This window comes from Paenibacillus sp. GCM10027628, from assembly GCF_042676385.1.
In the GTDB taxonomy this organism is placed as follows: domain Bacteria; phylum Bacillota; class Bacilli; order Paenibacillales; family NBRC-103111; genus Paenibacillus_E.
Genome location: NZ_JBHTHA010000026.1, coordinates 12320 through 25465, shown reverse-complemented (window position 1 = coordinate 25465; position 13146 = coordinate 12320). Strand labels below are relative to the sequence as shown.

General features: G+C 48.5%; 12 protein-coding genes and 1 riboswitch. Of the genes, 8 read left to right on the top strand and 4 right to left on the bottom strand.

The window, feature by feature from the left end; all coding sequences use genetic code 11:
• The first annotated feature begins 170 nt into the window (after positions 1 to 170).
• The 5 genes from add (at position 171) to ACFQZT_RS18635 (ending at position 5288) form a co-directional block, all read left to right on the top strand.
• Positions 171 to 1217: an adenosine deaminase gene (gene add, locus ACFQZT_RS18655; RefSeq protein WP_379302357.1), complete on the top strand. Its 1047-nt coding sequence runs from the start codon at positions 171 to 173 to the stop codon at positions 1215 to 1217.
• A 154-nt stretch (positions 1218 to 1371) separates the two neighbouring features.
• On the top strand, positions 1372 to 1704 hold the full coding sequence (locus tag ACFQZT_RS18650; protein WP_379302356.1) for a metal-sensitive transcriptional regulator: 333 nt from the start codon (positions 1372 to 1374) through the stop codon (positions 1702 to 1704).
• 18 nt (positions 1705 to 1722) lie between these two features.
• Positions 1723 to 1926, top strand: coding sequence for a copper ion binding protein (locus ACFQZT_RS18645; RefSeq protein WP_379302355.1), 204 nt, complete (start codon positions 1723 to 1725; stop codon positions 1924 to 1926).
• Positions 1927 to 2011: 85 nt separating this feature from the next.
• On the top strand, positions 2012 to 4444 hold the full coding sequence (locus ACFQZT_RS18640; protein ID WP_379302354.1) for a heavy metal translocating P-type ATPase: 2433 nt from the start codon (positions 2012 to 2014) through the stop codon (positions 4442 to 4444).
• A gap of 16 nt (positions 4445 to 4460) precedes the next feature.
• Positions 4461 to 5288 carry a hypothetical protein gene (locus tag ACFQZT_RS18635; protein ID WP_379302353.1) on the top strand — a complete coding sequence of 276 codons (828 nt, stop codon included), beginning with the start codon at positions 4461 to 4463 and terminating at the stop codon, positions 5286 to 5288.
• Between the two features lie 37 nt (positions 5289 to 5325).
• Here ACFQZT_RS18635 and ACFQZT_RS18630 read toward each other — a convergent pair whose 3' ends face one another.
• Entirely contained in the window at positions 5326 to 6105 is a 780-nt protein-coding gene (locus tag ACFQZT_RS18630) for a HoxN/HupN/NixA family nickel/cobalt transporter (RefSeq protein WP_379302352.1), read from the bottom strand.
• A gap of 151 nt (positions 6106 to 6256) precedes the next feature.
• Positions 6257 to 6445: riboswitch (cobalamin riboswitch) on the bottom strand.
• A gap of 55 nt (positions 6446 to 6500) precedes the next feature.
• Positions 6501 to 6884 (bottom strand): YkvA family protein, encoded by a 384-nt coding sequence (locus tag ACFQZT_RS18625; RefSeq protein ID WP_379302351.1) that lies wholly within the window; start codon positions 6882 to 6884, stop codon positions 6501 to 6503.
• A gap of 196 nt (positions 6885 to 7080) precedes the next feature.
• On the opposite strand from ACFQZT_RS18625, the gene ACFQZT_RS18620 reads away from it, so the two are divergent.
• Together ACFQZT_RS18620 and ACFQZT_RS18615 are read left to right on the top strand one after the other, a co-directional pair.
• Positions 7081 to 9291, top strand: coding sequence for a heavy metal translocating P-type ATPase (locus ACFQZT_RS18620; RefSeq protein WP_379302350.1), 2211 nt, complete (start codon positions 7081 to 7083; stop codon positions 9289 to 9291).
• Positions 9292 to 9304: 13 nt separating this feature from the next.
• Positions 9305 to 9985: a sulfite exporter TauE/SafE family protein gene (locus tag ACFQZT_RS18615; protein ID WP_379302349.1), complete on the top strand. Its 681-nt coding sequence runs from the start codon at positions 9305 to 9307 to the stop codon at positions 9983 to 9985.
• Between the two features lie 18 nt (positions 9986 to 10003).
• On the opposite strand, the gene ACFQZT_RS18610 is transcribed toward ACFQZT_RS18615, so the two are convergent.
• A complete protein-coding gene (locus ACFQZT_RS18610; RefSeq protein WP_379302348.1) occupies positions 10004 to 10438 on the bottom strand; it encodes a FixH family protein in 435 nt (144 codons plus the stop codon).
• 794 nt (positions 10439 to 11232) lie between these two features.
• Here ACFQZT_RS18610 and ACFQZT_RS18605 point away from each other — a divergent pair.
• The gene (locus ACFQZT_RS18605; protein WP_379302347.1) at positions 11233 to 11994 is read left to right on the top strand and encodes a (S)-benzoin forming benzil reductase; all 762 of its coding nucleotides are present in this window, start codon (positions 11233 to 11235) and stop codon (positions 11992 to 11994) included.
• Between the two features lie 451 nt (positions 11995 to 12445).
• Here the strand turns inward: ACFQZT_RS18605 and mscL are convergent, their stop codons facing one another.
• On the bottom strand, positions 12446 to 12913 hold the full coding sequence (gene mscL / locus ACFQZT_RS18600) for a large conductance mechanosensitive channel protein MscL (RefSeq protein WP_379302346.1): 468 nt from the start codon (positions 12911 to 12913) through the stop codon (positions 12446 to 12448).
• Positions 12914 to 13146 lie beyond the last annotated feature (233 nt).

The window sequence follows — 13146 nt, the reverse complement described above, 5'->3', positions numbered from 1 at the left end:
TGTGTGGATTTTTTACAATCGCATCACGTGATAAAACATTACACACATTATGGTAGTAGAGAACTTTTGTAAAATTATGTTAAGTATATTGACATTATCATAACATTGTTTTAAAGTTAAACAAATTATTCAAGGCAGCTTACACTTTGAGGGAAAAGGGGAAGATGAAAATGGAAAACTTGCCGACGCAAGACTTACTGTCGCGATTGCCTAAAGTTGATCTTCATTTGCACTTGGATGGAAGTGTGAAACCGGAAACGATTTTGGAGCTGGCCCTTCAACAAGGGATCGAGCTGCCGGTTTATGACAAGGATGCATTGGTTCCGCATATGCGCGTGAATGATGAGTGCGGCAGTCTCGCCGAATACTTAAGTAAATTCGATTTTACGACAAAGTTCTTACAATCCGCTGAGGCGCTGGAACGCGTTGCGTACGAAGTCGTCGAGCAATCAGCCGAACATAACTGCAAATACGTCGAGGTCCGCTTTGCGCCTCAGCTTCACCGTAACCAAGGATTGACTGTCGAAGAAACGATCCATCATGTGGTGGAAGGCTTGAAACGAGGCCAAAGGCAATTTGGCGTGAGAGCCGGCGTCATCGCTATTTGTATGAGAAACCACGCTGCGCCGAGCAATTTGGAAGTCGTTAGAGCGGCGGCCAAGTTCGTGGGCAAAGGTGTCGTCGCCGTGGATTTGGCAGGGGATGAAGCTTCTTATCCGCCGGAATTTTTCCGCGAGGTATTTGCCGAATCCAGGAAGCTGGGTGTTCCCGTTACGATTCATGCGGGTGAAGCCGCGGGAGCAGGCAATGTTTATGAAGCAGTAGCCAATCTGGGCGCTGTTCGCATCGGCCACGGCGTGCGTTTGAAGGAGAATGCTTCAATTCTCGCTTTGGTCAAGGACCGGCGTATCCCGCTGGAAATGTGCCCAATCAGCAACATCCAAACCAAGGCGGTATCCTGCTGGGAGTCCTATCCGATCCGTGAGTACTTGGAGCAAGGGCTGATCGTCACGATTAACACCGATAACCCAAGCGTTTCAGGAACAAATATTACCAAAGAATATCGCGTGCTTGCGGATCGATTTGGTTTTACAACGCCGGAGCTGGTGAAACTCATTATGAATGGGGTGGAAGCGGCGTTTCTGGATGAGAGCGAAAAGCTATCATTGAAGTGTGAAATGGAAACTGAACTTAGCCATCTCGGATTGCTTAATTGAACAAAATCGAAATGAACATGTCGTTGCTCGTTTTGGTGCGCAGTCGTGCCGCGGGTTTCGGCATGTTTTTGCGTATGGAAAATATTTTTAATTTTTCTCTTGATATAGGGTATGGGGGTATGGTATATTAAATGTGCGAGGAGGTAATACTCATATGGAACAACATGATATTGAAGAACGGACAGACAACAGCTGTCATTCGAGTAGTGGGCGAAAAAGTCATCATTCCGATAAAACAAAAAACAGTTTGACTTCCAGGCTTAATCGCATTGAAGGGCAAATTCGCGGCGTCAAAGGCCTTATTGAAAAGGATACGTACTGCGACGATGTTTTAAACCAAATTGCTGCGATACAATCCGCTTTAAATGGTGTGGGCAAATTGCTGCTTGAGCATCATTTAAAGAGTTGCGTAATCGAACGTATTCAGGAAGGCGACAACGAGGTAGTAACTGAACTCATGATTACCATGAATAAACTAATGAGATAATAAGGAGAGTGTTTGGAAATGCAAACAATTACACTTAAAGTTGAAGGTATGTCTTGCGGTCATTGCGTAAATTCCGTTGAAGGTGCGGTTAAAAAACTTGGAGCAAACGGCAAAGTCAATTTGAGTGCGGGTTCCGTTACGCTGGAGTTCGATGAATCAAAGGTACCGCTGGATGCGATTAAAGAAGCGATCGAAGAGCAAGGATATGATGTTGTAAAATAATGATGGGCCGCCTCGTGCGGCTCCATGGCAATACCTCTTTTTTTTCAGAAAAATATACCCCTTGGGGGTATGGTGATCCGGGGGGATGGATATGGAAAAGGAATTAGCGCAACAACAAACCACATTGCAAATAGCCGGTATGACCTGTGCGGCATGCGCGAATCGAATAGAAAAAGGTTTGAAGAAATTAGAAGGCGTTGCCGATGCCAATGTGAATTTTGCACTGGAGAAGGCGTCGGTAACATACAGTCCGGAACAAGTCAGTGTTTCTGCCATGGAAGAGAAAATAGCTGCTCTCGGGTACAGTACTGTAAAGGACGCAGCCGACTTTAATATTGTAGGCATGACCTGCGCCGCGTGCGCGACACGAATTGAAAAAGGTTTAAATAAAATGCCGGGAGTGAGCAGCGCAAACGTTAATCTTGCTCTGGAGACTGCCCACGTGGAGTATAACGCCTCCGAAGTATCGATAAGCGATATGGTGAAAAAGGTTGAGCAGCTAGGCTATCAAGCCATTCGCAAAGAGGAAGCGGCGGCAGCAGGCGATTATAAGCAGAAGGAGATCCGCCATAAGAAAATGCAGCTCGCCGTTTCGGCTATCCTTTCGTTTCCGCTTTTGTGGGCTATGGTCAGCCACTTTTCTTTTACGTCTTGGATTTACCTGCCTGAATTTCTCATGAATCCTTGGGTACAGCTCGCGCTTGCCACTCCGGTGCAGTTTATTATAGGTCGTCAATTTTACGTAGGAGCCTATAAGGCGCTCCGCAATAAAAGCGCGAATATGGATGTACTTGTTTCTCTTGGAACATCGGCCGCTTACTTTTACAGTTTATATGTAACGTTTCAATGGGCAGCTTTGCCCAGTGGCCATAACCATGCACCGGATATGTACTACGAAACGAGTGCAATTTTAATCACATTAATTATTTTAGGGAAATTATTTGAGGTTTTGGCTAAAGGACGGACTTCTGAAGCGATCAAGAAACTGATGGGGCTTCAAGCGAAAACGGCCTTAGTCATTCGAGACGGTCAAGAAATGTCCATACCGGTTGATGAAGTGGTCATCGGGGATCTTGTTCTTGTAAAACCGGGGGAAAAAATTCCGGTCGATGGTACGGTGCTGGAAGGCTTGTCCGCCGTTGACGAGTCCATGCTTACGGGGGAAAGCATCCCCGTAGACAAAAAAGCCGGTGATGCAGTGATTGGCGCAACTGTGAATAAAAACGGCAGCTTACAAATTAAAGCGACTCGCGTCGGTAAAGAAACGGCTCTTTCCCAAATTATTAAAGTCGTAGAAGAAGCCCAAGGCTCTAAAGCGCCAATTCAGCGTGTCGCTGATGTCATTTCGGGGATTTTTGTCCCGATCGTTGTAGGGATTGCAGTATTGACATTTCTCATTTGGTTGATCTGGGTTGCTCCCGGAGAATTTGCAGCTGCACTTGAAAAAGCTATAGCCGTCCTTGTCATTGCTTGCCCATGTGCTCTGGGACTTGCAACACCGACGTCGATTATGGCCGGATCCGGACGTGCCGCGGAATTTGGCATTCTTTTTAAGGGCGGGGAACATCTTGAGTCGATGCAAAAAGTACAAACGATCGTATTCGATAAAACAGGAACGATTACGAAGGGCAAACCGGAACTGACGGACGTTAGCATTGAAAATATGGATGAAGCTGCAGCGCTGCGTCTGATCGGCTCTGCCGAAAAACAATCGGAGCATCCGCTGGCTGAAGCGATTGTCGCCGGAATTGTGGCCAAAGGCATAACGCTGACTGCAACCGAAAAGTTTGAAGCCATCCCCGGCTACGGCATTCGGGCCATCGTAGAAGGCAAAGAGGTGTTGGTAGGCACCCGTAAACTTTTGCAGCGTGAAGCCATCGATTTTGGAAAAGCGGGTTCAGTAATGGAGAAGTTTGAAGCCGAAGGCAAAACTGCGATGCTTGTGGCGATCGATAACCAATACGCCGGTATTGTCGCTGTAGCGGATACGATCAAAGACACATCGAAAGAGGCGATCGCTCGTTTGAAACAAATGGGCATCGAAGTCATTATGATGACCGGTGATAATACACGGACGGCGCAGGCTATCGCGCAGCAAGTTGGCATTGATCATATCCTTGCGGAAGTGTTGCCGGAAGGCAAAGCCGAGGAAGTGAAGAAACTGCAAGGACAAGGGAAAATCGTAGCGATGGTCGGAGACGGCATCAACGATGCGCCTGCTCTCGCGACAGCAGACGTCGGCATTGCGATTGGAACAGGCACAGATATTGCGATGGAAGCGGCGGATGTGACGCTGATGCGGGGGGAACTTACAAGCATAGCGGATGCGATATACATGAGCCACAAAACGATGATGAACATTAAGCAAAACCTGTTCTGGGCGCTCGGTTACAACACGCTCGGCATTCCGATCGCAGCCATTGGACTGCTGGCTCCCTGGGTTGCCGGAGCTGCAATGGCGCTAAGTTCAGTCTCTGTAGTCCTAAACGCGCTGCGTTTGCAGCGAGTAAAATTATAAGTATCCGGGAGGAACCATGAAACGATATATAGGTTTAGTGTTTATCTTTTTGATTGTTTTTGTAACGGCTTGTTCCAAACAAACCGGACACAGTGGAATGAATCATAACGAACAGGAGATGGGACATGGAGATACGGTCTCAAAATCAGGACAGAGTAAAACAAGTGCTGAATGGACGATCAACCCTGAAAAAGCTAAAGCCAATACTGACACACGGATCACAATTCGAATACAAGATGAGACGGGGCATCCTATTAATAAGTTTGATATTAATCATGAGAAACAAATGCACCTAATTATTGTGAATAAGAAGCTGTCTTATTTTGAACATATACACCCTGAATACAAGGGGAATGGGATATTTGAAATTTCTACTAAGTTTCCTTCGGGTGGAGAATACAAACTATTTGCGGATTATGTTCCGTCTGGAAGCGTCGCAACCACCCAATCGAATTGGGTATCCGTAGAAGGTAATGAGGCTTTAGCGGATTCTATTAAACCGGATAAAGATTTGATGAAAACCGTTGGGGATAAGGAAGTTACGCTTTCCTACGATCATTTAATGGCGGGAAAGGATGTTAATTTGAACTTTCATTTCGTTGATACTAAATCTAAACAGCCCATTACAGATTTACAGCCATACCTGGGTGCTATAGGGCATGTTGTCATTATTAGTGAAGATACGAATGAATACTTGCATGTGCATCCAATCAATGAAACCGATAAAGGGCCGGAAGCGAAATTTATGACCAGTTTCCCCAAAAGTGGTGTATATAAGATCTGGGGACAGTTTAAAGAAAACGACAAGACCTTTATCGTACCTTTTGTTGTAAAAGTTCCTTGATGTGAACCCACCCCAAAAGGGGTGGATTCACTAAAGTTCAGAGTCCAACTTTGTTTCTCGTTTTAATTAAATAATAGCAACCTAACATAAATGCGAATATGATTACGCCTACGATCTCAAAATCCAACTCTGCCCAAGGGAAGAAGAACAAAAAGGCCTCATAGATCGAAACGCCATAAGCAAGAAAAACAATGATCCAACCCATTACTCTCGAAGCGGATTGTCCGATACGGCTCGATTGACTAAGCATGCGATAAGCGACAAAGGAATCAATGGTATCTGTGAGCATCATCCCGGCCATGAAAGTAATACCTAAAATAATCGGCATGTAACTCCCGGAATTGCCTGCGGCTATCGCCCAAACTGAGGTTTGACTGACTGTATCGGCAGCTAATGCGAACGCTCCGCCGATAAGAATGATTACAAAGGGATTCGTCGTTTCTCTGGCGGCACGTGGAATAAATTTACCCTTGATCCCCGCAACTTCAAAATCGCTGTCATTAGATTTTGTTCGAATCAGATTAATGACATTTAAAGTGCCAATTAAGAATAATGAAGCCACCGAGACCCATGTAACAAGGGTATCGAAATACTCAGGGAAGCTGAAGTTTTCAACGAACATTCCAAGTGTTATCGCGACGCCTGCCACAACTAAACCGTGTCCGAATGAAAACAGGGTCCCGACCCACCGGGCAGTAGGGCTGCCTTTTCGCCAATTGAATCTGGTTAAACCGTCAATACAAGCCAAATGGTCAGCGTCCAATCCGTGGCGTAACCCAAGAACAAATACAAGTAATATAAGTGAAGCGATTGTCATTAAAATTGGTCCTCCTCGAAATAAAATGATACTCAAGTCAAAAAAGCCCTACCTCTCAACATGAGGCAGGGCTATGCGCACGATTGAATAAAACGATTTATAAAAAACACCATCGTTTTCATTGCACACCACTCCTTTTCTCCGAAGGTAAACTGGGTGTAACAATTAGGTAGGTCTTCTGGCTCCCGAATCAACATTCCCTTCAGCCTTCCCCAAATTAGTTTGAGTGGCAAATTTAGAAGGTAACTCCTCGGTTACAGCGGCGGGACCGCTTGGGATTTTCACCCAATTCCCTGTTACTCTTTGTTTTCACAAAGACACCTGATTGTTATCTTATGAAGTTGTTCTAAAAGGAATTCTCCATTTCAATCATAAATCCTGCCTGCAGTCTATATCTATATGAATCTTTTATAAAAATACAGTGCGATCCATAGTGCAACCAGGACCCATATTACAATAAAAATTGAACCGGTGATCCAGTTAACCGGCTTTTTCTCCTTCATTCTTTCCTCGGCTTTTACTCTACATTCTTCAAGAACAAGTGGTGGAATTAATTTTAAAGCAAGGTATATGCCTAAAGGAACGATGATGAGGTCATCCAGATAACCGAGAATAGGAATGAAGTCCGGTATTAAATCAATGGGGCTAAAGGCGTATGCAACTACACATATTGTAAACACTTTGGCAAACCAGGGAACACGCGGGTCCTTGTAAGAAAGATATAAAACAATTAAATTTGACTTTAATTTTCTTGCTTGTTGTTTAAGTGCAGTAACCATTCCTTATACCCCATTAAGTTAGTTTATTTATCCACTTAAATGAACAATATCTCCATAAAGTATAATTGCTCCGTTGTAATTATCAACTACTCTTTGAAATAGCTGTGACCGTTTAGATTAAAACAAGCATTTTCTTGTCCCGTCCCCCATATAGTTGCAAGTAAGCGAGCATTATGGGAGGGGAGGTTGGGACGAATTGAAGGAAGAAACGGAGCTTCAGCAAGTCAGGCTTGAGATCGAAGGAATGACCTGTGCAGCGTGCTCGGCCAGAATTGAAAAAGTGGTCGGCAAACTCGACGGCGTTCGTGAGATTGCGGTCAATTTGACGATGGGGCGGGCCGCATTAACGATCGAACCGGAACGGGTCACGGACGGCCGAATTATCGAGCGGATTGAACAGCTCGGCTACAAGGCCAAGAAGCTGGAAGAAGGCGATAAGCGTGGGCAAGAGATAGCCGGTGTCGGAGTTCGGCTGACGATTGCCTCAATTCTAACAATACCGCTGCTTTGGGCGATGGTTCGCCATTATACATTCACTTCAGGCATTTGGATACCTGAGCTGTTCCTGCAGCCATGGTTTCAGTGGGTTCTGGCTACTCCTGTGCAGTTTGTTATCGGAGCGCCCTTTTACTTCAATGCTTATAAAGCGTTGAAAAACAAAAGCGCAACAATGGATGTGCTGGTCGCACTAAGCACGACATGTGCTTATTTGTACAGTCATTACATGACCATACACATGCTAAGAGAAGGCCAAGCGAATCCGCATGCAGTCTATTTTGAGACAAGCGCGATGATTATCACCGTCGTATTGCTTGGAAAATGGCTGGAAGCTTCGGCGAAGAAGCGAACGCTGCGGTCCATCCGGCAGTTGGAACAACTGAGACCGGAGCAAGTGACGCTGATTCAAGGCGGAATCAAATCGGAGATTCCAGTCAGGCAGGTCAACGTCGGAGACCATTTGCTCATTCTCCCCGGCGAGACCGTACCGCTGGATGGACAAGTGCTCGAAGGCAGGTCGGCTGTGGACGAGTCATTCGTTACCGGCGAATCCGCCCCTGCAGACAAACGGCAGTATGAGCGCCTCATCGGGGGTTCGCGGAATATCGACGGCACGTTGGTCATGCGCGTGACGGCCATAGGCCAGGATACGGCTTTGGCTAAAATGATCTACCTCATGGAAGAAGCGCAAGGTTCTAAAGCAGAAATCGCGCGTGTCGTGGATCGGATCGCTTCTGTGTTCGTACCGGCGGTACTGGCGCTTGCACTGCTGACCCTGTGCCTTTGGTCACTGTGGCTGAGCCCCGGCGATCTCAGCGGGTCGCTGTTCAAAGCGATCGCCGTACTGGTGATTGCTTGTCCTTGCGCACTCGGACTTGCAACGCCAACCTCCATTCTGGTGGGCACAAGTCGTGCGGCGGAAGCGGGCGTCCTGTTTAAGGAAGGCAAGGATGTGGAGCGTCTGCAGCAAGTGGATGTAGTGCTGCTTGATAAGACAGGGACGCTGACTCATGGGATACCGCGCGTCACGGATGTAATCAGTCAGCCCGGGCAGGAGCACCGTCTCCTGCGAATGGCTGCATCGGTCGAACAGCGTGCCGAGCATCCTTATGCCCAGGCAATCGTCAGGGAGGCGGCGCGAAGAAATTTGAATCTGAAAGAGCCTGAGGCGTTTCAGTCATTTACAGGGCTTGGGGTCAGCGGTCGCGTGGAACAAAGGGAAGTTATCATTGGCTCTAAATTTTTTATGAAGCACCAGGGTATGGCCGTCGAGCCGCATGCCGAAGTAAGCGAGCGGCTGGAAGCGGAAGGCAAAACGGTGCTCTTCGTGGCTGTGAATGGCTCCGTTGCCGGATTGCTTGCATTGGCAGATGCAATGAAACCGACCACTCCCCAAGTGATCCGGCGTTTGAAGAAGCTGCGCACCGAGGTCATTATGGTAACCGGGGATCAGAGGCGAACGGCACATGCGATTGCTTCCAAAGCCGGGATCTCTGCTGTTTATGCGGAGATGATGCCGCAGGATAAAGTCCAAATGATCCGAGCGCTGCAGCGCAAAGGGAAGCGGGTTGCAATGGTGGGGGACGGCATGAACGACGCTCCGGCCCTGGCCGCTGCCGATGTCGGCATTGCCGTCGGCACTGGGGCGGACGTCGCCAAAGAAGCGGCGGATGTTAATTTGCTGCACAGCGATCTGGGCGGCGTAGCTGACGCCATCGTCATAAGTCGGGCCACGATGCGCAACATTCGGCAAAATCTCGGATTTGCTTTGCTATACAACGTGCTCGCGATACCGCTCGCTTTCATGGGGTGGATGGCGCCTTGGATCGCAGGGACGGCCATGGCGCTCAGCTCCGTATCTGTCGTCGCCAACGCCCTGCGTTTGCAGCGGGCATCGTGGCGAAGCTAGGAGGAGGCGCGGGATGACGCCACAGACACTTTGGCTTGTAGCGGTAACCGGCCTACTCGGCGCGCCGCATTGCATCGGCATGTGCGGGGGGACGATGTCTTCGTTAACCCTGCATGCGAGAGGGAGTATGCTGGCCACCATTTTTGCTTACAACTGCGGCCGAATCTTAACCTACACATGTATCGGCGTGTTTATGGGAGGCGCGGGCACCTTTGTCGAAGGTGCGGGCAAACTGACAGGTTTGCAGGGCATGGCTAGTCTATTCGGCGGCATTTTGATTCTCCTCTGGACCTACCGCAAGTACGCGATACCGCTTACGGAACTGGGACCGCTTCGGCTAACGCCCGTTCAGACACTCTTAGCCCGCTTGAGAAGCAGGCAGAGCTCGTGGGCGGTTTTTGGCACAGGCGTGCTGCTCGGCTTCCTGCCCTGCGGGTTAACCTACGCGATGGAGATCAACGCAGTCGCGAGCGCGAGCGTATGGCAGGGAGGTGTCATCATGCTCGTATTCGGTCTTTCGACCTTGCCGGCGCTAGCGCTCACCGGTCTGTTGGCCGGTTGGATCAAACGTTCGCTGCGCACGCGAATTTTATTTTTCGGCCAATGCGCGGCTTCACTGATCGGTGTATTAGCGATATTGCGCGGTTTGGCAGCTAATGGATGGATACCGTCCATTCACCCATGGCTATGGTAAGGCAATGCCCCTTCTCGGCTAACGGGTAGCTGAGAAGGGGTGTTTCACATGCAGGATGCTCCCGCCTAATTTGATATTGATGTTCGCTGTCCATGTGCCTGTCATCAATGGAATGGCGCTGCCTTCATAAGAGCCATCCCGATCTGACAGAGGGTCTGCTGTCCCGGCAACCTTCCCGCAGAACATGTTCGGCATGAGCAGTTCATAGTCGATTTCAGCGCCGGCAACGGGCTGTCCGTCGAGACGGTGGATGCTGATTTTTAGCGGATTCGGCTTCAAAATAATGGCTGGAGCTTGCTCCATAACGACTTCAACAGCATAACCATCCGCTTCCATGACAGTAGGTTTTGCTCCGGTAGAGGATCCGCCGCTCCAGTTGTGACGCCAAATGGCAAGCAGCATGAGACAGAGAGCGGCTATCAGCGTAATTTTCCAAAAAGTGCGATTGCTCATCGTGTGCACAGCCTCCGTAAACAAGGGGTTTACGGCATTGTATGCGGGAAATCGTTCAAACAGGTATGTTATATCTGATTATGCTGAGCGAAGCGAAAGAAGAATACAAAAACGTGTGAGGCCATATAGATAAGTTAAAGACATTTGTCACACCTGCCCAGTTCTAGGTCATAGTTGAATTCACTAAGCAAAGGGAGAGGGAGCTGGATGAAGAATGTCGTAGCTGTATTGCGAGGATTGTTGTTTGGCGCTATTGGAATCGGGATGCTGCCCATCCTGCTGGTCCGAATGATCATTGAGAATTTTTATGGATTGTTCTAGTCTAAACCGGGTCATGAAGTGCGGGATCGGATCGCTTCGTGATCCGGTTTTTTGTTGCGACTTAAGCGTGTAAAGGGGGCATGTACCCGAAATTAGGGTCTAGCTCCCATGAAAGTTACAAAGCGTGCGAACAGCTGGAAAGGTTTTTTTCATCGTTACAGGGGCGAGTGGGAAAGGAAGTCGCGTCTCGAACGATGTTTTGAATGCTTACAGACAAGAAAAAAGCGTTATGTGCGCTGAGCGAAGCTCTGAAATGATATTTTTCATCGTAACAGACATGTGAGGATGTTGCAGTCGTGTCTATAGCGATATTTTTCATCTTTACAGACGAGAAGATGGCGGATTGACAAAGACAAGTTCGTTTCCGGACCTACGGCTTTAGATAAGAATCTGGCCATCGGGCAGGTTTTTTGTTGCCTACGGCCGTATGTTAAACTAGTCGTAACATATGATGAAAAGAGGTTTCGGCCGTTATGCATATCTATATCATCACGGGAGGCTCTAAAGGCCTAGGAGCTGCGATTGTCTCGCAGCTCTTGCAGCAAGCCGCAGCGATACATTGCATCGCTCGCAGCGCGAATGAACGTTTGCGCCAAGAGGCGCTTCGCTCGGAAGGGTCGCTGACCTTCCACGCGCACGACTTGGCGCAAACGGACGGCCTGGATTCGCTCCTTGCGCGAATCCTCGGCCTTGCGGGCCTCGATGAGGCGGACTCCGTCACGCTCATCAACAACGCGGGCATGCTCGAGCCGATGACGTCGATCGGCCGAGCAGCCCCGGACGACCTGCAGCGCAGCATGCAGGTCAATCTCGTCGCGCCGATGCTGCTGACGAACAGCTTCATCCGGCAGACGCAGGCGCTGCCGGTGCTGAAGCGGATCGTCAATATCTCCTCCGGCGCGGGCAGGAAGCCCTATCCCGGCTGGGGGGCGTATTGCACCACCAAAGCCGGGCTGGACATGCTGACTCGCTGCATCGCTGCCGAGCAGGAGGGGCAAGATCACCCGGTGGAGATCTACTCCATCGCACCGGGTGTTGTTGACACGGCCATGCAGCAGGAGATCCGTGCTGCATCCGAAACGGACTTCCCGCAGGTGGGCCGGTTCATCCGACTGAAGGAGCAGGGCGATCTGCAGACGCCGGAAGCGACAGCGGAGCAGCTGATCCGGCTGCTGGATGCCGGAGCCTTCGCACAAGGCGAGATCGCCGATCTAAGAGCGAAAGAAAGTCCTTGAAATGGCCTTCTGATCTAGGCAGCGCGGGTTGAGCGGGATTGAGAAATGCAGTTCCTGCATGATAAATGGTCTAAGTACAACCGATTGTGCGCACAACATGCATTTTGTACATGTCATTTACGCCACTTTCCCTATTGGGCTCCTTTTTGGCTCACTGACATGCATTTTGTACATGTCATATACGCCCCTTTCTCCTATTGGGCTTCATTTTGGCGCACAACATGCATTTTGTACATGTCATTTATGCCCTTTTCTCCCATGGGGCATCTTTTAGGCATATGAAGATGTAGTTTTTGCAGGTTATAAGCGAAAATCAGGGTTTTCCAGTGAAATACCTGCACTTTTTGCAGGTGGTCACCGGTTGGACATCATTTAGTCTGCTGCGGGACGATATCCCTTCTACAAATAAAAAAGTGGCTCGGCAGCAAAGCTGCAAAGCCACTTTTTTTCTTTATTGAATGCTGCCGGATACGGCCGATCCGGACGTAAGCTCCGATGTACAGAACTTGCACCGAGTAGCCTGCACAGGGATGTCGGACACGCAGTACGGACATGTTTTGGTTGCGGGCGCTTTTTCTTTCGGCGCTTCTTTTTTGCGGAATTTGGACAATTGCTTCACAACGAGAAAAATAACGAATGCAACGATTAAGAAGTCAAGAAATGTCGAAATGAATTGACCGTAGTTAAACGTTGGAGCGCTTGCTGCAGTAGCGGCAGCAAGGTTATCATAGTGTTTTCCATTCAATGAAATAAACAAATCATTAAACTTCACCTTACCCAGCAGCAGGCCAATCGGCGGCATAATCAAATCATTCACAATGGAAGTAATGACTTTCCCGAAAGCCCCTCCGATAATGACCCCAACCGCCAGATCGACCATATTTCCTTTGAATGCAAAATCTTTAAATTCTTTTAACATGGTGAACCTCCAGAAGACATGAATTGTTAGCATTGTAGCATATCTTGCAGTTCTCTACCAAATCAAGCAGGAGTGAGATACGTCAGGCTTGCAACATTCACTATTCATTTTCATAGGTTTATGTATATATCCAAAACCGCAGCCATCCCCTCCCGTCCGCTGCCGCATAAAATAGATACTTAAAGCACTGACCCATGGGGCTTTACTGCGGTACTAGACAAAGTTAGTACTAC

What these genes read in the sequence shown, in the direction of transcription:
- ACFQZT_RS18640 (WP_379302354.1), top strand. Translation starts at nt 2,012, where the DNA reads ATGGATATGGAAAAGGAATTAGCGCAACAACAAACCACATTGCAAATA.
- ACFQZT_RS18625 (WP_379302351.1), bottom strand. Translation starts at nt 6,884, where the DNA reads ATGGTTACTGCACTTAAACAACAAGCAAGAAAATTAAAGTCAAATTTA.
- ACFQZT_RS18635 (WP_379302353.1), top strand. Translation starts at nt 4,461, where the DNA reads ATGAAACGATATATAGGTTTAGTGTTTATCTTTTTGATTGTTTTTGTA.
- add (WP_379302357.1), top strand. Translation starts at nt 171, where the DNA reads ATGGAAAACTTGCCGACGCAAGACTTACTGTCGCGATTGCCTAAAGTT.
- ACFQZT_RS18645 (WP_379302355.1), top strand. Translation starts at nt 1,723, where the DNA reads ATGCAAACAATTACACTTAAAGTTGAAGGTATGTCTTGCGGTCATTGC.
- mscL (WP_379302346.1), bottom strand. Translation starts at nt 12,913, where the DNA reads ATGTTAAAAGAATTTAAAGATTTTGCATTCAAAGGAAATATGGTCGAT.
- ACFQZT_RS18605 (WP_379302347.1), top strand. Translation starts at nt 11,233, where the DNA reads ATGCATATCTATATCATCACGGGAGGCTCTAAAGGCCTAGGAGCTGCG.
- ACFQZT_RS18615 (WP_379302349.1), top strand. Translation starts at nt 9,305, where the DNA reads ATGACGCCACAGACACTTTGGCTTGTAGCGGTAACCGGCCTACTCGGC.
- ACFQZT_RS18630 (WP_379302352.1), bottom strand. Translation starts at nt 6,105, where the DNA reads ATGACAATCGCTTCACTTATATTACTTGTATTTGTTCTTGGGTTACGC.
- ACFQZT_RS18650 (WP_379302356.1), top strand. Translation starts at nt 1,372, where the DNA reads ATGGAACAACATGATATTGAAGAACGGACAGACAACAGCTGTCATTCG.
- ACFQZT_RS18610 (WP_379302348.1), bottom strand. Translation starts at nt 10,438, where the DNA reads ATGAGCAATCGCACTTTTTGGAAAATTACGCTGATAGCCGCTCTCTGT.